Origin of the sequence: Pseudoflavonifractor intestinihominis, from assembly GCF_040096055.1 — a bacterium.
GTDB lineage: Bacteria > Bacillota > Clostridia > Oscillospirales > Oscillospiraceae > Pseudoflavonifractor > Pseudoflavonifractor intestinihominis.
Window position 1 is genome coordinate 64,993 of the sequence record NZ_JBBMFK010000001.1, and the last position, 20,505, is coordinate 85,497.

General features: G+C 65.3%; 19 protein-coding genes and 1 tRNA gene. 11 read left to right on the forward strand and 9 right to left on the reverse strand.

What is annotated here, in order from left to right; translation table 11 throughout:
* Positions 1 to 86: 86 nt before the first annotated feature.
* On the reverse strand, positions 87 to 656 hold the full coding sequence (locus WMO64_RS00330) for a glycerol-3-phosphate responsive antiterminator (RefSeq protein ID WP_349230630.1): 570 nt from the start codon (positions 654 to 656) through the stop codon (positions 87 to 89).
* A 210-nt stretch (positions 657 to 866) separates the two neighbouring features.
* On the opposite strand from WMO64_RS00330, the gene WMO64_RS00335 reads away from it, so the two are divergent.
* Entirely contained in the window at positions 867 to 1,373 is a 507-nt protein-coding gene (locus tag WMO64_RS00335; protein WP_349230631.1) for a SprT-like domain-containing protein, read from the forward strand.
* 58 nt (positions 1,374 to 1,431) lie between these two features.
* Here the strand turns inward: WMO64_RS00335 and WMO64_RS00340 are convergent, their stop codons facing one another.
* Both WMO64_RS00340 and WMO64_RS00345 read right to left on the reverse strand, forming a co-directional pair.
* Positions 1,432 to 2,349, reverse strand: a complete 918-nt coding sequence (locus WMO64_RS00340) for a SufB/SufD family protein (protein ID WP_294521589.1) — start codon at positions 2,347 to 2,349, stop codon at positions 1,432 to 1,434.
* Positions 2,346 to 3,083 carry an ABC transporter ATP-binding protein gene (locus WMO64_RS00345; RefSeq protein WP_294521586.1) on the reverse strand — a complete coding sequence of 246 codons (738 nt, stop codon included), beginning with the start codon at positions 3,081 to 3,083 and terminating at the stop codon, positions 2,346 to 2,348. Before WMO64_RS00345 ends, WMO64_RS00340 begins: the two co-directional genes overlap by 4 nt.
* Positions 3,084 to 3,273: 190 nt before the next feature.
* On the opposite strand from WMO64_RS00345, the gene WMO64_RS00350 reads away from it, so the two are divergent.
* The 10 genes from WMO64_RS00350 to WMO64_RS00395 all read left to right on the forward strand — a co-directional run bounded on the left by WMO64_RS00350 (position 3,274) and on the right by WMO64_RS00395 (position 12,746).
* Positions 3,274 to 3,912 carry a ferritin-like domain-containing protein gene (locus WMO64_RS00350; protein WP_349230632.1) on the forward strand — a complete coding sequence of 213 codons (639 nt, stop codon included), beginning with the start codon at positions 3,274 to 3,276 and terminating at the stop codon, positions 3,910 to 3,912.
* A 222-nt stretch (positions 3,913 to 4,134) separates the two neighbouring features.
* Positions 4,135 to 4,452 carry a cell division protein ZapA gene (locus WMO64_RS00355; protein WP_294521579.1) on the forward strand — a complete coding sequence of 106 codons (318 nt, stop codon included), beginning with the start codon at positions 4,135 to 4,137 and terminating at the stop codon, positions 4,450 to 4,452.
* Positions 4,453 to 4,541: 89 nt separating this feature from the next.
* Entirely contained in the window at positions 4,542 to 6,614 is a 2,073-nt protein-coding gene (locus WMO64_RS00360) for a U32 family peptidase (RefSeq protein ID WP_349230633.1), read from the forward strand.
* Positions 6,615 to 6,681: 67 nt separating this feature from the next.
* A complete protein-coding gene (dut, locus tag WMO64_RS00365) occupies positions 6,682 to 7,131 on the forward strand; it encodes a dUTP diphosphatase (protein ID WP_349230634.1) in 450 nt (149 codons plus the stop codon).
* Between the two features lie 16 nt (positions 7,132 to 7,147).
* Complete coding sequence (locus WMO64_RS00370; protein WP_294521572.1) at positions 7,148 to 7,741, forward strand: Maf family protein; 594 nt, start codon at positions 7,148 to 7,150, stop codon at positions 7,739 to 7,741.
* A gap of 60 nt (positions 7,742 to 7,801) precedes the next feature.
* Entirely contained in the window at positions 7,802 to 8,644 is an 843-nt protein-coding gene (mreC, locus tag WMO64_RS00375; RefSeq protein WP_294521569.1) for a rod shape-determining protein MreC, read from the forward strand.
* Positions 8,645 to 8,656: 12 nt separating this feature from the next.
* Complete coding sequence (gene mreD, locus WMO64_RS00380) at positions 8,657 to 9,166, forward strand: rod shape-determining protein MreD (protein ID WP_294521566.1); 510 nt, start codon at positions 8,657 to 8,659, stop codon at positions 9,164 to 9,166.
* Positions 9,167 to 9,211: 45 nt separating this feature from the next.
* Positions 9,212 to 11,305, forward strand: coding sequence for a penicillin-binding transpeptidase domain-containing protein (locus WMO64_RS00385; RefSeq protein ID WP_349230635.1), 2,094 nt, complete (start codon positions 9,212 to 9,214; stop codon positions 11,303 to 11,305).
* Positions 11,306 to 11,337: 32 nt separating this feature from the next.
* On the forward strand, positions 11,338 to 12,603 hold the full coding sequence (locus WMO64_RS00390) for a transglutaminase domain-containing protein (RefSeq protein ID WP_349230636.1): 1,266 nt from the start codon (positions 11,338 to 11,340) through the stop codon (positions 12,601 to 12,603).
* 67 nt (positions 12,604 to 12,670) lie between these two features.
* A tRNA-Gly gene (locus WMO64_RS00395) sits at positions 12,671 to 12,746 on the forward strand.
* A gap of 160 nt (positions 12,747 to 12,906) precedes the next feature.
* Here WMO64_RS00395 and WMO64_RS00400 read toward each other — a convergent pair.
* From WMO64_RS00400 to WMO64_RS00425, 6 genes are all read right to left on the reverse strand, one after another.
* Positions 12,907 to 14,094: a hypothetical protein gene (locus WMO64_RS00400; protein WP_349230637.1), complete on the reverse strand. Its 1,188-nt coding sequence runs from the start codon at positions 14,092 to 14,094 to the stop codon at positions 12,907 to 12,909.
* Positions 14,095 to 14,096: 2 nt separating this feature from the next.
* The gene (locus WMO64_RS00405; protein ID WP_294521554.1) at positions 14,097 to 14,495 is read right to left on the reverse strand and encodes a hypothetical protein; all 399 of its coding nucleotides are present in this window, start codon (positions 14,493 to 14,495) and stop codon (positions 14,097 to 14,099) included.
* Between the two features lie 4 nt (positions 14,496 to 14,499).
* Positions 14,500 to 17,451, reverse strand: a complete 2,952-nt coding sequence (locus WMO64_RS00410) for a glycoside hydrolase family 3 protein (RefSeq protein WP_349230638.1) — start codon at positions 17,449 to 17,451, stop codon at positions 14,500 to 14,502.
* A 262-nt stretch (positions 17,452 to 17,713) separates the two neighbouring features.
* Entirely contained in the window at positions 17,714 to 18,982 is a 1,269-nt protein-coding gene (locus WMO64_RS00415; protein WP_349230639.1) for an ATP-binding protein, read from the reverse strand.
* Complete coding sequence (locus WMO64_RS00420) at positions 18,982 to 19,692, reverse strand: LytR/AlgR family response regulator transcription factor (RefSeq protein WP_349230640.1); 711 nt, start codon at positions 19,690 to 19,692, stop codon at positions 18,982 to 18,984. Before WMO64_RS00420 ends, WMO64_RS00415 begins: the two co-directional genes overlap by 1 nt.
* A 142-nt stretch (positions 19,693 to 19,834) precedes the next feature.
* Entirely contained in the window at positions 19,835 to 20,455 is a 621-nt protein-coding gene (locus WMO64_RS00425; RefSeq protein ID WP_294521546.1) for an S-layer homology domain-containing protein, read from the reverse strand.
* Positions 20,456 to 20,505: the final 50 nt, after the last annotated feature.

The following is a 20,505-nucleotide window of genomic DNA, read 5'->3' on the forward strand; positions in this document are numbered from 1 at the left end:
GCCGCCCCAGCCGGGGACAGGCCCTGTTTCGCTCTCAATCTCATGAAACAACGGGAGATATTCGATTTAAATCGCCTGCGGCGGCGCTACATGCGCCACACCGCCGGGTTGGTGGTGGACACGGCCACAGCCCCAGCGCCCAGCGCGCCGGTCACGTCCTCCTTGTCGGAGATGAGCCCGCCGGCGATGACCGGCTTGCCGGTGGTGGCGCAGATTTTGCGGATGATCTTGGGCATCAGCCCCGGCAGCACCTCGATCAGGTCGGCGGCGTCGGGGGAGAAGTGGCGCTCCACGTTGCGCAGGGCCATGGAGTCCAGCAGAAAGATCCGCTGTACCGCCAGCAGGCCCAGCTCCCTGGCCCGGCGGGTCAGGGCGGGGCGGGTGGAGATGATGCCGTCGGCCGCCGTGCTCCGGGCGATGAAGTCCACGGAAATCTCCTTTGGCGACAGCCCCTCCACCAGGTCCAGGTGGACGAACACCGCCTTGCCGGCGGCGTGGCACCGGGCGGCGGCATCCCCCACGGTGAGGATGTCCCCATAGAGGAGGAAGATCACCGGCACGCTGCTCTCCAGGGCGGCGGACAGGCCGTCCCCGTCCTTGACGGCGGCGATCACCGGCCCGTCGGCCAGCAGGTCAAACAGCGCCCGGGCGTCCATTCCGCTCCCCCTCTCACATAAAAAAGGGCGCAAAGCGGCCTTCAGCCACCCTGCGCTTCTCTTCGACACTGTGCACAAGTAAGGCGGCGCATCTGCGCCATCCTTTGGCAAGATCGATTATACCAGCCCGGAGAGGGAAAAGCAAGGGCCTTTTCCTTGCGGGCGGGGCATGGTATAATGGGGGCCGATATTTGGAAGGAGGGAACGGACATGGAGGAGCAGGAAGTGGACGCCCTGCTGGCCCGGGTGGTGAGGGAGGCCAGAGAGGCGCTGGTGCCGGTGCCCCTGGACCGCATCGATCCCCATGTCCGGCTCAACACCCGGGCGGTGGCCCGGCTGGGCTGCTGCCGTCCGGTCCCGGAAGGGTATATCATCGAGATCTCCGCCCGGCTGCTGCCGGCGGGGGAGGGGGCGGTGCGTGAGGTGCTTGCCCATGAGGTGCTCCACACCTGCCGGGGCTGCGGCAACCACGGGCCCAGGTGGCAGACCTATGCCGAGCGGATGAACCGGCGCTGGGGCTACCACATCTCCCGCACCGGCACCTGGGAGGCCCTGGGTCTGCCCGAGCAGAAGAAGGCCAAGTACGTGCTGGTGTGTACCCGGTGCGGGGCGGAGTTTCCACGGGCCAGGGCCTCCAGCGTGGTGCTCCACCCGGAGCGGTACCGCTGCCGCTGCGGCGGTCAGCTGGCGCTGAAAAAAGGGCCGGAGGACAAATAGAGAGAAAAAACCGGGTCCCGGCAATACGCCGGGACCCGGTTTGCATATCGTGAAGTACTTAGTGCAGGAAGCCGTTGAGGATGCGCTCCTCCGCCTCCTCCTCGGTGAGGCCCAGGGTCATCAGCTTGGTGATCTGGTCCCCGGCGATGCGGCCGATGGCCGCCTCGTGGATCAGCTGGGCGTCCACGTGGTTGGCGGAGATGGCGGGGATGGAGGAGATCTTGGCCTCCCCCATGATGATGGAGTCGCACTGGACATGGCCGAAGCACTTGGCGTTGCCCGTCATGCGGGGGTAGAACACCTGCTGGGACTTGTCCTGGGCCACCGAGCGGGAGATGACCCGGCCGCTGGCGTCCTCGCCGTCCAGGATGATCTCCATGTCGCTCTCGGCGGTCTGGGTGCCGTGGGTGAGCAGCTTCTCGTTGATGACCGCCTCGGCCCGGGGGCCCACCACCACCTTGGTCTCCCGCTTGGTGGAGTCCACGCCTCTAATCTGGGTGGTGTCCAGCTGGATGAAGGCACCCTCCTCCAGGTAGACCACGGTCTGGGGGTTGAGGATGCGCTTGCCGGTGCCCTCGCCCTCGCCGTAGTGCTTCTCCACGTAGCGCACCCGGGCGTTCTTACCCACATAGAAGGTGTGGACGCCGTCGTGCTCGGCGGTCTCGCAGCCGGAATTGTGGATGCCGCAGCCGGCCACAATGTCCACGTCGCAGTCCTCGCCGATGTAGAAGTCGTTGTACACCAGGTCCTTCAGGCCGGTCTGGGTGACGATGACCGGGATGTGGACCGACTCGTGCTTGGTGCCCGGGGCGATGTGGATGTCAATGCCCGGCTTGTCGGTCTTGGAGTCGATGGTGATGTTGGCCGAGTTGGAGCGCCCCTCCAGCTGGCCGTTCTTGCGGATGTTGTAGGCACCCTGAGGGGTGCGCTCCAGGTCCGCGATTTCCCGCAGAAGCTGAATGTCTACCTGATTCATGCCTTCGCCCCCTCAGTGAGATAGCTGCATCCGGAGATGGTATTGGCCAGAATTTCCGGGAAGATCTGGTCCTTGGGTCCCTGCTTGGCGATCTTGCCGCCGGAGATCATGATGATCTCGTCAGCCAGGTCGATGATCCGCTCCTGGTGGGAGATGACGATGAGGGTGGCGTCCCGCCGGTCGTGGATGTCCCGGAAGGTCTCGGTCAGCCGGGCGAAGGACCACAGGTCGATGCCCGCCTCGGGCTCGTCGAAGATCATCAGGCCTGACTTCCGGGCCAGAATGGTGGCGATCTCAATGCGCTTGACCTCGCCGCCGGAGAGGGAGGTGTCCACCTCCCGGTCGATGTAGTCCTTGGCGCACAGGCCCACCCGGGTGAGATACTGGCAGGCCTCGTCCCGGGTCATGTTGTCGTTGCCCGCCGCCATGGACAGCAGGTCCCGCACCCGCAGACCCTTGAACCGGGGGGGCTGCTGGAAGCCGTAGCTGATGCCCAGCCGGGCCCGGTCGGTGATGCTCATGTGGGTCACGTCCTGGCCGTTCCAGAGGATCTGGCCGCCGGTGGGCTCCACAATGCCCATGATGGCCTTGGCCAGGGTGGTCTTGCCGCCGCCGTTGGGGCCGGTGACCACCACGAACTTGTGCTCGGGAATGGTGAGGCTGATGCCCTGGAGGATGCCCAGGGTGCGGTCGGCCTCGTCTACCTCATAGCAGAGGTCGCGAATTTCCAGCATATATGTTTGACTCCTTTACAGAGGCAACCCCGCACAATTATGCCTGCGGTCCTGCCTAGAGTGTTTGGACAAGTCTGGATATAGTTATACCACTATTTAGCTAGGAATACAAGTGTTCAATGGGTCGCAATTTTTCCTCCCCGGGCATAGTATGGTCTGAAAACTCTGAAATAACAGGAGGAGAGGCCCAATGAGCGAGCACAGCAACCTGGGGCCCGGCCAGTGCGGGGCGGACCGGGAGGTATTTGAACGGGTGTGGCGGCGGGTGATGCCGGAGGACCGGCCCGACTGTCCCTTCACCCTCTACTCGGAGGAGGGGGAAAAGCACGCTGCCGTCCCGGCCATGGAGGGGCAGAAGGGCGCGCCGGTTCCGGCCCCCGCCCAGCCCGCGGAGGAGCGGAAGACCGAACTGGTCCCCGTCCCGGCGGAGCAGTCCGGCGGGGACGGGGCAGTCCTCCAGGAATTCATCGCCGACGAGCTGTCCGACTGGCGGACCTACCAGGCCCTAGCCCGGCGCCTGCCCGGCGGCAGCGGCCGGACCCTGATGGGTGTGGCGGCAGACGAGCGCCGCCACGCCGGACGGCTGTCTGCGGCCTATTTCCTGCTGTCCGGGGTGCGTTTCTGGCCGCCTGTGGAGCCGGAGCTGCCGGCAGGGGGCTGGATGGCGGCCCTGCGGGCGCGGTACTGGGCGGAGCGGCGCGGGGCGGAGGCCTACCGCGCCGCCGCCGGGCGCACCGGTGACAGCGCCCTGAGGACGCTCTACCTGGATCTGGCCGGGGACGAGGAGGCCCACGCGGGGCTCATCCGGGGCATCCTGGAGCGGCTGTAAAAACCACCACTGGAGCAGGGGGACAGGGACGGAAAATTTATAAATAATTCATTCAAAAACCTTGGCGCGTATGCTATAATAATATCCGTTGAATAAACTGCTGCTTATCATGAAGTTTACAGAACCGGGCCAGGGGGAGACTGCCTGCGGAAGGGGCTTCCGCCGGTCCGGACGTCCGTCCCTGGGGGCGGGCGGAGATAATATCCAGTTGGAGGGGTCGCCATGAAAAACCGCGTCACAGTCACCATCGCCGGACAGGAATATACCCTTGTGGCCACCGAGGACCAGGGCTATGTGGAGAAGGTGGCGCAGCATGTGGACACCCAGATGAAGCAGGTGCTGGAGGGCGCCCGGGTGTCTCTGGTGGACGGCGCGGTGCTCACCGCCGTCAACATCGCCGACGAGTACTTCAAGGAGGTGGAGGCCAGCGAGAACCTGCGCCGCCAGCTCAAGGAGTACCTGGAGGAGGCCACCAAGCTGAAGATGGAGCTGTCCGAGGCCAAGCGGGAGATCTTCAAGCTCCAGAACCAGAAGAAATAAGCACAGAGGGGCCGCCCTCCGGCGGGGTCATCCCGTCGGACCGGCGGCCCTTTTCATTTGCACACAAAAGAACGGACAAGGAGGACGCTATGCTGGAACTGCTGGCCCCCGCCGGCTCCATGGAGGCGGTGACCGCCGCCGTACAGGCCGGCGCCGACGCGGTCTACATGGGATACGGTGACTTCAACGCCCGCCGCAACGCGAAGAATTTCTCCCGGGAGGAATTTGCGGCGGCGGTTTCTTACTGCCATCTGCGGGGGGTGAAGGTGTACCTCACCCTCAACACCCTGCTCACCGACCGGGAGCTGCCCGAGGGCGCCCGGCTGGCCGCCGAGGCCGGGGAGATCGGGGTGGACGCAGTGCTGGTCCAGGACCTGGGCATGCTGCGGGTGCTGCGGCAGGCCTCCCCCGACCTGCCCGTCCACGCCTCCACCCAGATGACCGTCCACAACCTGGACGGCGTGAAGCTGTGCGCCGACCTGGGCATGACCCGTGTGGTGCTCTCCCGGGAGCTGTCCCGGGACCAGATCGCCTACATCTGCCAGAACTCCCCCATCGAGATCGAGGTCTTCGGCCACGGGGCCCTGTGCATGTGCTACTCCGGCCAGTGCTTCATGTCCTCCATGATCGGGGGCCGGTCGGGCAACCGTGGTCTGTGCGCCCAGCCCTGCCGCCTGAAGTACGGCTGGAACGGCAAGGCCGACGGCAACCCCCTGTCCCTCAAGGACATGTCCATGGCCGGCCACATCCAGGAGCTCAAGCGGATGGGGGTGGCCTGCCTGAAGATCGAGGGCCGCATGAAGCGGCCCGAGTACGTGGCCGTGGTCATCTCCATCTACGCCAGGGCCATCAAGGAGAACCGGGAGCCCACGCCGGAGGAGATCGAGCAGCTCACCGCCGCCTTCTCCCGCCAGGGCTTTACCGACGGGTTTTATATGGACAGGCAGGGGCCGGACATGTTCGGCGTCCGGCAGGAGACCAAGGAGCCCAAGGAGCTCTTTGCCCAGGCCCGGGCCATGTACCAGAGGGAGAACCCCCGGGTGCCCGTCACCTTCTACGCCATGATCCGCCCCGGAGAGCCCGCCCAGGTGGGCGTGGAGGACGGCGACGGACGGGTGGCCACCGTCAAGGGCCCCGTCCCCGAGGCCGCCCGCACCCGCTCCATCACCGCCGGACAGGTGGAGGAGCAGCTCTCCAAGACCGGCGGAACCCCCTACCGGTGCGACAGGGTGCGCACCCTGGTGGAGGACGGGCTGTCCCTGCCCCTGTCCGCCCTCAACGCCATGCGGCGTGAGGTGCTGGAGGACCTGTCCAACCAGCGCACTGCTGTGCCGGAGCGGCGCAGCGGGGAGTTCCACGCCGGCGTCCGGTACAACAACCGCAAGGAGGCCCCCGAGCTGACCGTGTCGGTCCTCCGGGCCGAGCAGGTCACCGCCGCGCTGATGGAGCAGGACCCCGCCCTGGTCTACGTGCCCGCCGGGGAGCTGTACGCCCACCCGGAGACTGTGGAGCTGGCCAAGGGCCGGGTGGCCGTCACCCTGCCACGGGTGGCCTGGGACCGGGAGCGGGACGAGCTGGTGAAGCAGCTGGAGAAGGCCAGGAAGCTGGGCATCACCGACGCCCTGGTGGGCAACCTGGGCATGCTGCCCATCGCCAGGGAGCTGGGCTTCACCCTCCGGGGGGACTACGGCCTGGAGGTGTACAACGCCCAGGCCCTCAAGGAGCTCAAGAAGATGGGCCTGGTGTCGTCCACCCTGTCCTTTGAGCTGAAGCTGGCCCAGATCCGGGACATCTCCAAGCCCATGGACACCGAGCTCATCACCTACGGCCGCCTGCCCCTGATGATCATGGAGAGCTGCGTCATCAAGAACCGGTCCGGCCGCTGCAACTGCCAGAACCAGAACCTGCTCACCGACCGGAAGGGCAAGCAGTTCCCGGTGGTGAGGGCGCCGGGCTGCCGCAACGAGATCCTCAACTGCCAGAAGCTGTTCCTGGCCGACCGGCAGGGGGACTACCAGCGTATCGGCCTGTGGGCCCAGCGGCTCATGTTCACCACCGAGACCCCCGACGAGTGCGCCCGGGTGGCCCAGCGGTACCGGGGGACGGGGGACTGGATCCCCGGCGAGTACACCCGGGGCCTGTACTACCGGGACGTGGAGTAAAGGGAATCCTCTGTCCGGGTATAATGGAATTATTAAAACATGAGGGCGGCAGCCCTCCGGAGGCAATATGAACCTGAAAATCAAGTATGTATCCCCCAAGATCGGCAAGGAGATCCCCGCGCCCTTTTACGCCAGCGCCGGCGCGGCGGCCATGGACCTGTGCGCCTGTGTGGACGAGCCGGTGACGGTTGCGCCCCGGGCCCTGGTGTCCATCCCCACCGGCATCGCCATCGCCCTGCCCTCGGCGGAGTACGTGGCCCTGGTGTTCGCCCGCTCCGGCCTGGGCATCAAGCACGGAATTACCCTCTCCAACGGCGTGGGCGTCATTGACAGCGACTACCGGGGGGAGATCCGGGTGGGCCTGACCAACCTGTCCGACACGCCCTACACCGTCTCCCCCGGGGACCGCATCGCCCAGCTGGCGGTGATGCCGGTGGTCCAGGCCCAGCTGGAGGTGTGCGACAGCCTGGACGAGACGGAGCGGGGCCAGGGCGGCTTCGGCTCCACGGGAAAGTAAAAAGGAGAGTCAGACTATGAAAATCATTCTCGCGTCCCAGTCCCCCCGGCGGAAAGAGCTGCTGGAGCGGATGGGCATCCGGGACTTTGAGACCATTTCCCCCAATGTGGACGAGAGCGCGTTCCACGGCCTGCCCCCCGAGGAGCTGGTCCGCCGCCTGTCCGCCGAGAAGGCGGCCGCCGTGGCCGGCAAGGCGGGGGAGGACGCCATCGTCATCGCCGCCGACACGGTGGTGGCCCTGGAGGGCTCGGTGCTGGGCAAGCCCGCCGACGAGCTGGACGCCTTCAAGATGCTCTCCGCCCTCTCCGGCGTGCGCCACCAGGTGCACACCGGCGTCACCGTGTGCCGGGGCGGGGAGAAGCAGACCGCCCACGAGGTCACCGACGTCACCTTCCGGGAGCTGAGCGAGCGGGAGATCGAGGACTATATCGCCACCGGCGAGCCCATGGACAAGGCCGGGGCCTACGGTATCCAGGGCTACGGCGCCCTGCTCATCCAGGGCATCAGCGGCGACTACTACAACGTGATGGGCCTGCCGGTGTGCCGCCTGAGCGGCATGCTCGCCCGCTTCGGGGTGGACTGCCTCAAGCTGGCCGCACGGCAGGGGTAAGACGCCCGCACAGAAACACAACTGCTGGAAAGCCCCGCTCTGACGGGGGTGGAGGTTGCTTTGAAAGACTTTTTCCGCCATAACGGCGTGCTGATTCTCATTATTGCGGTGCTGCTGGCCCTGATCACGCTGGTGACCTCCGTCCTCCTGGGCGGCACGGCCAACCCCATCGCCAACGCGGTGGGCTTTGTCACCACGCCGGTGCGCAACGGCATCAACGCCTTTGTGGGCTGGGCCGAGGGGGTGTACGACTACGCCTTCCAGTACGACCAGCTGGTGGAGGAGAACAAGCAGCTGAAAATCCAGATTTCTGAGATGGAGGAGAAGGTCCGCCAGGCCGAGGAGGACAGCCGGGAGAATGAGCGGCTGCGCAACCTGCTGGGCCTGCGGGAGCAGCGGAAGGACCTGACGTTGGAGTCGGCCACGGTCACCGCAGTGGAGGCCACCAACTGGTACTCCACCTTCACCATCAGCAAGGGCGAGAACATGGGCATCGCCGCCGAGGACTGCGTCATCGACGAGTACGGCAACCTGGTGGGCGTGGTCACCAATGTGGGCCTGAACTGGGCCACCGTCACCACCATCATCGACACGGACACCGAGATGGGCGGCATCCTGGCCCGCACCGACACCGCCGCCATCCTGGAGGGCGACTTCGCCCTCATGGGGGAGGGCAAGCTGAAGCTGAGCTACCTGCCCGAGAACACCGAGCTGGTGTCCGGGGACGAGGTGCTCACCTCCGGCCGGGGCGGCGTGTACCCGGCGGGGCTGCTGGTGGGCACCGTGGACACGGTCCACACCGACGACTCGGGCATGACCCGGTACGCCATCATCACCCCCTCCGCCGACCTGAACGACCTGCAGCAGGTGTTTGTCATCACCGACTTTGACATCGTGGAGTAAGGGGGCGGGCAGATGACACAGCGTGATTTCCTCACAAAATGGCTGATCTACGGCCTGGCCCTTTTACCCGTGTGGTTTCTGGAGGTGTACGTCCTCAGCCGGGTCCACCTCTTCGGCGTGTCGCCCACCCTGCTGCCCCTGGCGGCCATCACAGTGGCCGTGCTGGAGGGGGGCGCCCCCGGCGCGGGCTTCGGCCTGGCCGTGGGCGTGATCTGCGATGCGGTGTACGGCACCAACGGCGCCATGACATTGTCCCTCACCCTGCTGGGCGCTGCCGCGGGCATCACCGCCCAGTACCTGGTGCGGCAGAACCTGGTGGGCAGCATCATCTGCTCCGCCGCCGGGCTCTTTATCATCGAACTCTTCCGGGTGGGGTGGCGGCTCCTGTTCCAGGTGGCCGACCTGACCGCCCTGCTGAAGGTGGCGGTCCCCGAGTTCCTCTTCTCCATCGTCTTCACCCCCCTGATCTACGCCATCTTCCACTGGGTCTGGAGCCGGACCCAGTTCGCAACCCTGTTCTGATCCCGGGAACCCCTTGGTCCCGGGCCGCCTGTAAGGAGGTACCCCTTGGAAGCCAGACAGTTCCATGCCCGTCTCCGTGTTGTCGTCCTGATCCTGGTGCTGGTCATCGGGGTCTTTACCGCCGTGCTCCACAACCTCCAGGTTGTCCACGGCGCCGACTACCGGGAGAAATCCGTCCGCAACATCACCAAGACCGAGACCGTGGAGGCCGCCCGGGGCCAGATCCTGGACCGGTACGGCCGGGTGCTGGTGTCCAACAAGACGGTCTACCAGGTCACCCTGGACACCTCCCTCATGGGGGAGGAGGCCAAGCGCAACCCCAATCTGCTCGCTCTGCTGCAGATCTGCCGGGAGGAGGGGGTGGAGTGGACCGACCAGGTGCTGCCCATCTCCATGACCGAGCCCTTTACCTACACCGACACCCTCACCGAGACGGGCCAGGCCCGGTATGAGAAGTTTCTGGAGCAGATGAAGTGGACCGACGCGGCGGCGCAGGGGCCCGACATCCTGCTGGCCAAGATGCGGGAGTTCTTTGAGGTGGACGACAGCGTCTCCCCCGAGGACGGCCGGGCCCTGGTGGGGGTGCTGTGCGAGCTGAAGATGCGCTCCCTGGACCTCCTGCGCACCTCCTACGTGTTCGCCCAGGACGTGGACATCGACTTTATCTCCCGGGTCAAAGAGGAGGGGTTGGTGGGCGTCACCATCGAGCCCACCACGGTCCGTCAGTACAACACCACCTACGCCGCCCATCTGCTGGGCCGGGTGGGCAGCATGGACCCCGACGAGTGGGAGTACTACAAGAACATCGACGGCTATGCCATGGACGACACCGTGGGCAAGGACGGCGTGGAGCTGGCCTTTGAGTCCTACCTGAAGGGCACCGCGGGACAGCGGGCCACCAACACCAATACAAACGGCAAGATCGTCTCCCAGTACTGGCTTACCGACAGCGAGACCGGCGAGACGCTGGAGCCCGAGCCGGGGGGCAACGTGAGCCTGACCATCGACATCCGCCTCCAGGAGGTGGCGGAGCGGGCCCTGGCCAACGGCATTGAGGGCCTGGAGTCGGAGTACACCGAGGGCGGCGCCGTGGTGGTGACCGACATGACCGGCGGCGTGCTGGCCATGGCCTCCTATCCCACCTACGACCTGACCACCATTTACAGCAACACGGCCCTCTACAACGAGGCCCTCAACAACCCCCTCAAGCCCTTTAACAACCGGGCCATCTACGGCCTGTACTCCCCCGGCTCCACCTTCAAGATGATCGTGGGCACCGCCGCCCTCCAGGAGGGGCTCACCACCCCCTCGGAGAAGATCCGGGACACCGGCCGCTTCCAGTACCCGGAGGGGGAGAAGTACCCCTACGGCGACTACCATCCCGCCTGCTGGTACTACCTCCAGTACGGCGGCAGCCACGGCATGGAGGACATGGCCCACGCCATCAAGGACTCCTGCAATATCTATTTCTTCACCCTGGGCGACCGGCTGGGCATTGACCTGATCGACCAGTACGCCGCCATGTTCGGCCTGGGGGAGAGCACCGGCTTTGAGCTGGGCGGGTACAGCGGCCGGGTGGCCGGCCCCGCCACCAGCGAGGCCCTGGGCACCACCTGGTACGGCGGCGACCTGCTGTCCGCCTCCATCGGCCAGGGCAACACCCAGGTCACCCCCCTCCAGCTGGCCAACTACGTCGCCACCCTGGTCAACGGCGGCAACCGGTACTCCGCCCACATTCTCCAGAACGTCAAGTCCAGCGACTTCTCTGAGGTGGTCTATGAGTACGAGCCCCAGCTGCTGGACAGCGTGGACATCAGCCAGGAGAACCTGGAGGCGGTCAAGTACGGCATGTACCTGATGGCCAACGAGGGCAGCGTCAAGAACGCCTTTGCCGACCTGCCGGTGGAGGTGGGCGCCAAGACGGGTACCGCCCAGGTGGGCCAGGTGGACAGCGAGTCCAACGCCGTGCTGGTCTGCTTCGCGCCCTACGAAAACCCGGAGATCGCCGTCTCCGTGGTGGTGGAGCACGGCGGCAGCGGCACCGACCTGGCGGGCATCGCCGCCGAGATCCTGTCCTACTACTTCAGCACCGGCACCACCATGGAGGCGGTGGACGGGGAAAACCAGCTGCTCCACTGAGCGGCATTGAAACGGGAAAGGAGGCTGCGGCCTTGAAGCGTGCACTGATTGCGGTCCTGGCCCTGCTGCTGGCCCTGGGGCTGTGCGGCTGCGCCTCCATGCTGGACCACAACTACACCGTGGTCCAGCCCCACGAGGACGGTCCGACCTCCGACGGGGACGTGATCACCGCCGAGACCTACCAGCAGCTGGAGGACGCGGTGATCTACTTCATCGACCAGGGCATGTCCTACGGGGTGGTCCACCTGTCCAACTATGACCCCGACCGGGGGGACGTGGAGGCCGATGTGGACGCCGCCTGTCTCTACGCCGTCCAGGAGTACCCCCTGGGGGCCTACGCCGTCAGCTATATCAAGCCCCAGACCTCCTACATCGTCTCCTACTACGAGGTCAGCGTGTACATCAGCTACCGCCGCACCCAGGACCAGGTGAAGAGCATCGTCTCGGTCACCGGCACCAGCGCCATCCGGGAGGAGCTCCAGGACACCCTGCGGTCCTTTGGCGCAGAGGCGGTGCTGCGGGTGACCTATTTCAACGAGGATGAGGAATTCATCCGGGAGCTGGTCCGGCAGGCCTACTACGACACCCCCGAGTCCGCCCTGGGCATGCCCGAGGTGACGGTTTCCCTCTATCCCGGCCTGCCGGAGGGGGAGGAGACCGCCCCCGGCGGCGTGCGGATTGTGGAGATCCAGCTCAGCTACCCGGAGGACCCGGAGCTGCTCCAGAAGAAAAAGGAGAAGCTGGTGTCCCAGCTCAGCAGCGCCGCCGCCCACCTGGAGGTGAAGGCCGACCAGGCGGGCACCAGGACCCTCTTTGACCTGCTGCGGAGCACCGCCCAGTACAGCCTGCGGGACGAGGACGGCCGCAGGGCCAACACCGCCTACGCCGCCCTGGTGGAGGGCCGGGCGGACAGCGAGGGCATGGCCCTGGCTTACCAGCTGCTGTGCCAGTACACGGGCATCGAGTGCACCGTGGTGTCCGGCACCCTGGACGGCGCCGACTGGTACTGGAACATCGTCACCCTGTCCGACGGGGAGAGCCGCCACGTGGACGCCACCCGGGCCGACGGCTTTGCCCTCCAGGACGCGGAGATGGCGGAGCAGGGCTACCAGTGGGACCGGGAGGAGTTCCCCAGCTGCGGCCTCCAGCCCGCGGCAGAGGAGACCATCCTGCCCTCCGACATCCCGGTGCCCCTGATCCCCGTGCCCACCGATGTGCCGCCGGTGACCGCCGAGGCCTCCCCGTCCGGAGGGAGCGGCGCCCTGATGTCCGTGGTCTCCGGAGAGCGGGAAAAATAAATTCGAAAAAAATGAAAAAAAGAGTTGACAGATGGAGGAGCTTCGGCTATAATAGCATCTGTCGCTTGCGGGTGTAGCTCATCTGGTAGAGCGCCACCTTGCCAAGGTGGAGGTAGCGAGTTCGAGCCTCGTCACCCGCTCCAGGAAAGAAGGACACGATGAAATCGTGCCCTTCTTTTTTTATTTCTCCATGAGATAGCCCGGCACATTCCGGGAAAAACACAGCTCCGCCATACGGCAAAAGCCGGACCCCCTCTGCCTGAAGCAGAGGGGGTCCGGCTTTATAATAGGGAGGAGAGGGGATCACTCGATGACCAGGGTGCTGTGGTCGTAGTTCAGGGTGGCGGTGCCGTCGCCGTTGTCGGTCCAGGTGCCGCCGATGTGGCTGGCGTTGACGGGGCCGCCGCCGGTCTCATTGGCCAGGAAGGTGCCGTCGGGGTACAGCTCTAGGGTGCCGGCGGCAAAGCTGCCGGCCTGAAGGGTGTAGGTGTAGGAGGAGCCGGCGGAGGCGGCGGTGGGCGTGGTCATGAAGGGGGTGGCGCCCCGGAGGCTGGTCACGTGGCCGGCCTCGCCGCCGTTGGCCAGGTCAAAGTTCTCCGCCATGATGGGCCAGTTGAAGATGTTGTTGGCGAAGCCGTCGGTGTAGGAGTAGCCGTCCACAAAGAGATGGTTGTCCCCCAGGGTCAGGCCGTCGCTGACGGTGGTGGTGTCCGACGTGGGGTTGAGCACGTAGCTGTTGGTGCTGGTGGCCACGGCGGTGACCGAGTAGGTGGCGCCCCGGGTGAGGGCGTCGGTCTCGGTGCCGAAGTTGTCGGCGGAGACCCCGTCGATGGTCAGGGTGACGGTGTCGCTGCTGTCGGCGGTGTTGGTGAAGGTCACGTCCACCTTGTCGGGATAGGCCTCGTACAGGTAGGCGTCCAGATTGGCCACCTGCACACCCATGGTGCCGTCAAAGGTGTTCCAGTAGTAGTTGATCTCAGGGGCGCTCTGGTCGCCGGTGTAGACGTACTCGGCGGTGGCGGCGGTGGACATCCGGTGGGTGTTGTCGGTCAGGTCGGGGAAGGCGTACACCTTCACCAGGTAGTCGCCGAAGGCGTACTGGAAGGCGTCGGAGAAGAGGCCGGAGTAGGTGTTGCTGTCGTTGGCCTCAATGGGGTCGCTGGTGTAGATGAAGGTGTCGTCGTCGGAGGTGGCGTCGGGGGCGCAGAAGTAGATGAGGTAGTACTCCGCGTTGTCCACGCCGGTGAAGGAGTAGCTGCCGTCTTCGCTCACGGTGAAGTCGGTGGGGGCGTCCAGCTGGACGGCGTCGCTGTCCGCGCCGGGGGTGGCGGCGGGCTTGTCGGTCTGGCCGGAGGCGAACAGGGTCTTCAGGATGGCGGAGGTGGTGGAGAAGTAGGTCTCGGTGTTCTCCGCCAGGGAGGAGCCGCAGGCGGTGCAGCTCACGCACAGCAGGCCTGCCAGCAGGCCCAGGAGAAGCTTGCGCTTTTTCATGGTCAGTTTCTCTCCTTTCTGGTGAAGCAGGAGATGATCTCGATGATCACGGTGACAAAGCACAGGATCATGATGGAGATGACGGGGAACAGGGTGCCCCGGGAGCCGTACATGGTGATGTTGTTGAGCCGGTCGGCCCAGACGGGGTAGCTGTTGAGGAAGAACAGGCCCACGCCGAAGGACACGCAGAACACAGCGGCCAGATTGAGCACCTGGGCCACCTTGTTGTCCATCAGGGCGTAGAGCACGGCGCACACCACGCCCAGGGCCAGGGCCAGGAACACCACCGTGTCGAAGTAGTCGTACACGGCGCCGTAGATGCAGAAGATGACCAGGGTCACCAGGTTCAATGCCGCGCTCAGGAGACTGGCCTTTGCGCTCAGACTCTTTACTTTACTCATAAACTCAACCCTCCTGTACAGCGGTGCGCTTCTTGTCCTTGCAGATGGAGACCACGCAGATCACCGTGCACACCACAAAGCCCAGGGCGAACACGGCGGTGGCGGAGAGCATGGCGGTCTGCCACCAGGGCACCACGGTGACCACCACGCTGTTGCTGCTCAGGCCGTTGGCGGACACGGAGTTGACGGCCACGTAGATGTTGTGCTTGGTCATCTGGCGCAGGCACTGGAGCATGTAGCCGTCGCCGGCGTCGATGAAGGACTGGATGGCCGCGGCGGTCTCGCCGGGGTCCAGGCAGAAGAAGGTGAGGCCCGCGTCGAACATCTCCTCGTAGTGGGTCTTGTAGAGGGAGCTCTTGGAGAAGCCGTCGGTGGTGATGTGGCCGGTGAAGCCCCACTCGTCCCGCAGCACGGTGGTCAGCAGGGCCTTGTCGGTGGCGGCGTAGATGACGCCCAGACGGTTGAAGGCGGTCATGACGCTCTGGGCGCCGCCCTCACAGAAGGCGCCCTCGCACACCCGCAGGTAGATCTCACGGAGGGCCTGCTCGTTGGTGAAGGTGGCCAGGCTCTCCCGGTGGGACTCCTGGTCGTTGAGGACGAAGTGCTTCACGGCGTAGTTGACGCCGTTTTCCTGCATGGCAGCGGCCTCATAGGAGGTGACGATGTAGGACAGGTTGCCGTCCTCGGAGACGTACTGGTGGTTGCGGCCGCCGAAGGGGGTGCGGTGCAGGTTGCCGGCGCCGTACCACAGCTCGTTCAGGCCGCAGAAGGCGCACTCCAGGGCCAGGTAGCGGCCGCGGGAGGAGCACAGGTCGGTGTTCCAGGTGCGGGCGGTGGTGGGCTCGGACACCCAGGTCAGGGAGCTCTCGCCGGTGGCGGTCAGGGTGCCGGCGCCGCGGCAGTCGTCGGCGCGGGCCTGGGCGGGGATGCCCAGCCGGTCGATGCCGGCCACGCCGAAGGTGTCGGGCATGAGGGAGGCCATCTCTTCCACGGTGAACTGATCCAGGAAGGAATTCCAGGTCTCGTCGTCGTCATAGTCCACCACGCGCATGTCGATGAAGGACAGGCCGTTCTCCGCGCCCTGGGTGAAGTCGGACACGGCGGGGGCGTCGGCGGGGGTCTCGTACCAGTCCAGATTCAGGTCCTCCATCATCTGGTCGGTGGCGTCCACCACCACGGGCTCAGCGGGGTAGGTGCCCTCCCAGTCGCTGCGGGAGAGGTAGGTGAAGTCGATGCCGTAGTAGTTCAGGTCGGCGTGGTCGAACTGGTTGGTGACCTCCACGCCGGTGAACCGGGACAGGTTGTAGGTCTCGGCGTCCAGCTCGGCCTGGTTCCAGGTGTAGGTCTTGTCGGCGTTGCCGTCGGCGGTCATGCCGTCGGCGGTGGTGTAGCCCTTGGCGGCCAGGACGTTGTTCAGGGCGTCATGGGCGTCGTCGCCGATGGACAGGTAGTAGTCGCCGGCGGAGAGGATGTAGCCCGCCGCGCCCTTGGTATCGTAGCTGGCCAGGAAGTACCGCTCCACAGGCACGGTGACGGTCTCGCTGGCGCCGGGCTCCAGCACGTCGGTCTTGCCGAAGCCCACCAGCTGGATGGCGGCCTTCTCCACGCCGCTCTGCTTCTCATAGTCGCCGTAGGGGGTCTGGGCGTACACCTGGACCACGCTCTTGCCGGCCACAGAACCGGTGTTGGTCACCTGGACGGTCACCATGTAGTTGTCGCTGTCGGCGTCGAACTCCACGCCCTGGAGCACCTGGTCAAAGGTGGTGTAGCTCAGGCCGTGGCCGAAGGTGTAGGCCACCTCGTCGGCGTAGTTCCAGCCGCTGCCGGTGGAGGAGCCCGCCGCGCTGCCGGCGTTGCCGCTGCCCATGACCGCGTCCTCGTACCGGGTCTCGTAGTACTTGTAGCCCACGTAAATGCCCTCGGCGTAGATGACGTAGTAGTCGATCTCGCGGCCGTCGTTGGTAGTGTCGGTGCAGGTGGCGTTGACCTCGTCCACGTTGCCCCACATCTGGGTGTTGTCGCCGGCGTAGGTGACGGCGGGGGCGGACAGGGAGTTGACCGCGTAGGTGTCCACGGTGTGGCCGGAGGGATTCACGTTGCCCGCGATCACGTTGGCCACGCCCTCAAAGCCCACGGCGCCCGGGTCGCCGCACAGCAGGCAGGCGTCCACGCCGTAGTCGGCCAGCCAGCCCAGCTCCATCATGGCCTCGGAGTTGATGACCACCACGATGGAGCCGAACACGCCGGCGTCCTTCTGGTCCTTCAGGTAGGACATGAGAGCCTCCTCATTGGTGCTCAGACCCAGCATGTGGTTGCCGTCGGTGCCGTAGAGGGCGTTGTCGTTGCTCTCGCCGCCCACTCGGGTCAGGACCACCAGGGCCGCGTCGTTGTAGCCGCTCTGCCAGGAGGACTCATAGGCCTTCACATCGGAGATGGGGGCCTCGATGACCTCGGTGTTGGTGGTCTGACTCAGCTTGCTGTACACATTGTCCGCCAGGGTGGTGTTCACGTTCTCCGCGCCCAGGACCTTCTGCATGGCGGAGATGAAGGTCATGGTGGGGATGGAGGAGATGGAGGACGCGCTGGAGTTGGAGTTGTAGGAGCCGTTGCCGAAGATGGTGACCTGGCTGCCCGCTGCAAGAGGCAGAGCGGCGTTCTCGTTGCGGAGGAGGACGGTGCCCTCCTCGGCCTGGAGCACGTTTTCGGCCGCCACGGCCATCTCCAGCTTGAGGGCGGACTGCTTGTTGGTGTAGTCCGTGCCGAACTCGCTGGTGTAGTAGTCGGTGTCCACCTCGGTGCCGTCGTCCACGGTGATGATCTCGCTGGTGCTCACGTTGAGGGCGCTGTTGATGGCGCCGGCATACTCGAACATCAGGGTGGACGCCGAAATGGTCAGGAGCATGAGAAATGCCATGACTGCGGCCAGGCCGCGTGTGATGGATGCCTTTCTTTTCATAGTAACCTCCCAGATTCCGGAATTTTTGTCCGCCGCCGCCTGTGTGCGGCGGGGACGGGTGCCGCATGTTTTGCGGTGTTTCGCCTCCTTTCCCTCTGGCGCTGACGGATTGTGTCCGTGCACACTTCGTAGAGAAGTATATCAGCCTCAAGAGAAAAAATTTGGAATCCTCCGCAAACGGTCTCAATTTCCCCCGAAACGGCGCGGCGAAACCAAAAGCCCCCGGGCGGCACGGGGCCGCCCGGGGGCTGGGAAGCAGGATCTACTTGGAGGGGATGGGGATGGTCACCCGCAGCAGGAACAGGTTGCGCTCCGTGCTGATAAACAGCTGTCCGCCGTACTTTTTGGCGGTGTAGCGGATGCTCTTGATGCCGAAGCCGTGGTAGCCGTTGTCCTCCTTGGTGGTGACGGGCAGGCCGTCCTCAAAGGTGAGGGCCTGCTCGTAGTAGTTCTCGAACTGGAAGAGCAGCAGCCCGCCTCTGGCCCACACAGACACCGCGATGACCCGTTTCTCCGGGTCGGCCAGCTGGATGACGCTCTCAATGGCGTTGTCCAGGGCGTTGCCGAAGATGGTGTAGATGTCCGTGCTGTCCAGGAAGGCGAGGGGGCGGCCGTCGGCCACGCAGGTCAGGTTGATCTGGTGGGCCTCGCAGTACAGGCTCTTCTCGGTGAGCACGGTGTCCAGCACCTCGTTGCCCGTCTCCAGGGTGGAGTCGTAGATGTGGATGGACTCCTCCAGCTCGGAGAGATACCGCTCCCGGTCGGCGCCGCCGCCGGGGCGCAGGGTGGAGAGCTGGTGCTTCAGGTCGTGGCACTTCCGGTTGATGATGTCGATGTTCTCCTTGGTGATGCGGTACTGGTCCTTCTGCTGGCTGCGCAGGTACTGCTGGAGCACCACCTCCCGCTCCAGGCGCAGCTGGTTGACCTGGCTGACCTGGACCCACAGGAAGAACAGGCAGCAGAACATGGCGTACAGCCGGCAGATGAGCAGCAGGTCCGGATTACCGGCGGCGGCGGCCCGGCTGGCGGCCAGGCTGAGCACCAGCACCACCGCCAGGATGACCACCACCGAGAAGAGGACCCGGCGGGTGTCCAGGTGGTAGCGGGCGTCGCCGGCCAGCCTGCGGGCGAAGAGCAGATAAAAGGCCGCGCCCACCACGACCGCCACCAGGAAGTAGCAGGGCCCCAGATCCTCCGCTCCGGGCTGGGGCCGGCCCAGGAGATAGTGGATCACGGTGTGGGTGAGGAACATGAAGTGCTGGGTGGCGTAGGCGCAGGCCATGCAGTAGAGGGCGTCGGTCAGGGAGATGTCGCAGCAGAAGAGCACATAGCACCCCGCCAACAGAAAGCCCACCGGGAACTGAAGGGAGGAGAGGGGCTGCAGGGCCACCGCCGCCACGCAGGCCAGAAAGCCCAGGCCCATCCGCCAGGGGGCGTGGCTGCGCTTTTTCAGGGGCCAGAAGAACAGCATGCAGCACAAGAGCAGCTCCATGGTGAACTTGGACCGGTCCAGAAAGTCCGCCAGAGGCATCACCGTCCGCCACCTCCGTAGTAGGCCGCCACGGCGGCCAGGAATTCCTCCCGCCGCCGCCGGGAGATGAGCAGCTCGTCGCCGCCCACCACCACCGAATTGCCCTTGATCTCCGCCACATGGCGCAGGTTCACCAGGTAACCCTTGTTGCACCGGGCGAAATTGGCCCCGGACAGGGTCTCCTCCATGCCCGCCAGCGTGCCAGGCATGGTGTACACCCTGCCCTCGGTGTGGATCTGGAGCTGGTGGTCGATAACCTCGATGTAGGTGATCTCGTGGGTGGACAGCCGGAGCATGCCGTCCTCCGTGGGCACCAGCAGGCTCCGCTGCTCCCGGCTCTCCAGGGTGGCCACCGCCTTGTCCATCTTCAGGGCAAAGGCAAAGTAGCTCACCGGCTTGAGCACAAAGTCCAGGGCGCCCACCTCGTAGCCCTTGATGGCGTACTTGGCCATATTGGTGATAAAGATCATGATCACATCCGGGTCTACCGCCCGGATGCGGCCCGCGGCCGTCATGCCGTCCAGATGGGGCATCTCGATGTCCAGCAGGAGCACGTCGTAGATGGGGGTGTAGCACTCCACCGCCTCGGCTCCGTCGGAATAGACCGTCACATCCACGGCGATCCCCGCCGCCTTCTCGTAGCGTTCCAGGTAGGAGCGGAGCAGCTCCACCGCCTTGGGGTCGTCCTCCACAATGGCAACGCGAATCAAGATCAGCGCCTCCTCTCTCGTTGTATCCTCTGCCGATATTATAATATGGAAGAGAAAATAGCACAAGCGTACTTGAGAGAGGAGAAGAAAAACGCCCCGAAGGGTCGTCCTTCGGGGCGTTTCGGAAACAAAATAGGGGAGATCAGCCGGCGGCGGGGGTCATCAGCCGCACCAGGATCACGGCCAGCTCGGCCCGGGTGGTGTACCCCAGGGGGCTGAGGGTGCCGGCGCTGGTGCCGGTAATGAGTCCGGCGCCCACCGCGTGCTTCATGCCGTCCACCGCCCACTTGGACACCTTGTCCCCGTCGGGGTAGAGGCTGAGCACGCCCTGGGCCAGGGTGTGGCCTTTATAGTAGGTGTACCGGCTGAGGAACAGGGCCAGCTGCTCCCGGGTCACCAGGTCGTCGGCGCCGAAGCGGCCGTCGCTGTACCCGTCGGCGATCTGGGTCTCCCTGGCCCAGCGGGTGGCCTTGTCGCACCAGCTGCCCGCCGCCACGTCGGGGAAGCCGGTCTGGCTGGCGGGCTCGGGACAGCCCTCCAGACGCCACAGCACCGTGATGACCGTGGCCCGGGTCACATAGGCGTTGGGGGCGAAGGAGGTGGAATTGGTGCCGTTCATCAGGCCCTTGTCCGTCACGGTCTGCACCGCTTCGGCATACCAGGAGCCGTCCTTCACATCGGCATAGTCGGAAGCCCAGGCCAGGGGCGTGAGGCACAGCGCCAGGCTCAGGGCGCACAGGGCGGAGAGAATTCTGCGTTTCATCGGGGTGGTACACCTGCTTCCATTAAAATCAGAGCAAGCATACCACATCA

Bases quoted from the DNA above. Each gene is read 5' to 3' on its own strand.
- mreD (WP_294521566.1), top strand. From the start codon at position 8,657: ATGACACAGCGTGATTTCCTCACAAAATGGCTGATCTACGGCCTGGCC.
- WMO64_RS00355 (WP_294521579.1), top strand. From the start codon at position 4,135: ATGAAAAACCGCGTCACAGTCACCATCGCCGGACAGGAATATACCCTT.
- WMO64_RS00400 (WP_349230637.1), bottom strand. From the start codon at position 14,094: ATGAAAAAGCGCAAGCTTCTCCTGGGCCTGCTGGCAGGCCTGCTGTGC.
- WMO64_RS00330 (WP_349230630.1), bottom strand. From the start codon at position 656: ATGGACGCCCGGGCGCTGTTTGACCTGCTGGCCGACGGGCCGGTGATC.
- WMO64_RS00335 (WP_349230631.1), top strand. From the start codon at position 867: ATGGAGGAGCAGGAAGTGGACGCCCTGCTGGCCCGGGTGGTGAGGGAG.
- WMO64_RS00425 (WP_294521546.1), bottom strand. From the start codon at position 20,455: ATGAAACGCAGAATTCTCTCCGCCCTGTGCGCCCTGAGCCTGGCGCTG.
- WMO64_RS00370 (WP_294521572.1), top strand. From the start codon at position 7,148: ATGAAAATCATTCTCGCGTCCCAGTCCCCCCGGCGGAAAGAGCTGCTG.
- WMO64_RS00415 (WP_349230639.1), bottom strand. From the start codon at position 18,982: ATGCCTCTGGCGGACTTTCTGGACCGGTCCAAGTTCACCATGGAGCTG.
- WMO64_RS00410 (WP_349230638.1), bottom strand. From the start codon at position 17,451: ATGAAAAGAAAGGCATCCATCACACGCGGCCTGGCCGCAGTCATGGCA.
- WMO64_RS00340 (WP_294521589.1), bottom strand. From the start codon at position 2,349: ATGAATCAGGTAGACATTCAGCTTCTGCGGGAAATCGCGGACCTGGAG.
- WMO64_RS00360 (WP_349230633.1), top strand. From the start codon at position 4,542: ATGCTGGAACTGCTGGCCCCCGCCGGCTCCATGGAGGCGGTGACCGCC.
- WMO64_RS00345 (WP_294521586.1), bottom strand. From the start codon at position 3,083: ATGCTGGAAATTCGCGACCTCTGCTATGAGGTAGACGAGGCCGACCGC.
- dut (WP_349230634.1), top strand. From the start codon at position 6,682: ATGAACCTGAAAATCAAGTATGTATCCCCCAAGATCGGCAAGGAGATC.
- WMO64_RS00405 (WP_294521554.1), bottom strand. From the start codon at position 14,495: ATGAGTAAAGTAAAGAGTCTGAGCGCAAAGGCCAGTCTCCTGAGCGCG.
- WMO64_RS00350 (WP_349230632.1), top strand. From the start codon at position 3,274: ATGAGCGAGCACAGCAACCTGGGGCCCGGCCAGTGCGGGGCGGACCGG.